A 1,088-nucleotide genomic window follows, 5' to 3' on the forward strand; every position below is an offset into this window, starting at 1 on the left:
AGTTGTTGCGTAGTGCTTGGTGACCAGGACGGCTGGGGCACAAATAGGTTGTCAAAGGCTGAGTCGATTTTGGGGACTGGGATGTCCCAAAATCTATCACGAGGCCGAAGACACGCTTGTCGGCTAACGACCAAGCTGTGCGGCGCAGCGTAGTTTGCGTCCGAGTGCAGCGCCTTGTTATACGTGAATTTCTATTGTACACTATTACGTACATGTACGATAATGAGGTTTATTGCCATGAAAGCTCTTAGTTACACCGCCCTTAGAAATACTCTGGCCAAAACTATGGAAAAAGTCTGCGATGATCATGAACCTATTGTTATTACACGAAAAAGTGAAGGCGCTGTTGTAATGCTTTCTCTTGAGGATTATGAATCTCTCGAAGAGACCACCTACCTGCTGCGAAGCCCAAAAAATGTTAAACGGCTCTTTGAATCTATTTCCCAGCTCGAAGAAGGTAAAGGAGTCGAAAAGGATTTGGCCGAGTGAAACTCATATTCTCGGAGCACGCCTGGAACGACTACCTTTACTGGCAAAAAACCGACAAAAAAATTCTAAAGCGCATAAACCTATTAATAAAAGATGTGCGACGTTCTCCATGTGAAGGTATCGGCAAGCCGGAACCATTAAAGCATGCTCTATCTGGCTACTGGTCGCGGCGCATCAATGATGAGCATCGCTTCGTCTACAAGGTAAGCGGTGACTCTATGTTCATCGCCCAACTCCGGTACCATTACTAACCCTCCTCACGTATAACGCCTCACATCACCTGCAGTAAAAAGCAGAGCGAGGAACGAGCGGCGCTTTTTGCTGTCCGAGTGTATGTGATTGTTATGTTTATTTTCTACTTTTTTTGTATGATTCAGAGTATATTGTTGTAATGCTATTTATATCTAAATTATGCACATCTATAAGTTGCTGTATTTTTTGATCACTAACCTCATGCAACTTATACTTTGCGAATTCCTTATACTAGAGTTTAGAGTAAGCAACATTGTTCCACCGTATATTTTCGGGTGAAATAAAGTTGCTATTTTGTTCATACTGCCCGTTAGAGCTTGTTCTATACGCTGATTGCTGCATCCTGC

2 protein-coding genes are annotated in these 1,088 nt (G+C 43.3%); both read left to right on the plus strand.

Translation table 11 applies throughout. From position 1 onward, the window contains the following. Positions 1-237: 237 nt before the first annotated feature. Positions 238-489 (plus strand): type II toxin-antitoxin system Phd/YefM family antitoxin, encoded by a 252-nt coding sequence (locus ACOCD2_RS21410; RefSeq protein WP_293649551.1) that lies wholly within the window; start codon positions 238-240, stop codon positions 487-489. After that, the gene (locus tag ACOCD2_RS21415) at positions 486-740 is read left to right on the plus strand and encodes a Txe/YoeB family addiction module toxin (RefSeq protein ID WP_293649539.1); all 255 of its coding nucleotides are present in this window, start codon (positions 486-488) and stop codon (positions 738-740) included. Before ACOCD2_RS21410 ends, ACOCD2_RS21415 begins: the two co-directional genes overlap by 4 nt. The last annotated feature ends 348 nt before the right edge of the window (positions 741-1,088 follow it).

It is taken from the genome of Thiolapillus sp., from assembly GCF_048562965.1.
GTDB lineage: Bacteria > Pseudomonadota > Gammaproteobacteria > Chromatiales > Chromatiaceae > Thiolapillus > Thiolapillus brandeum_A.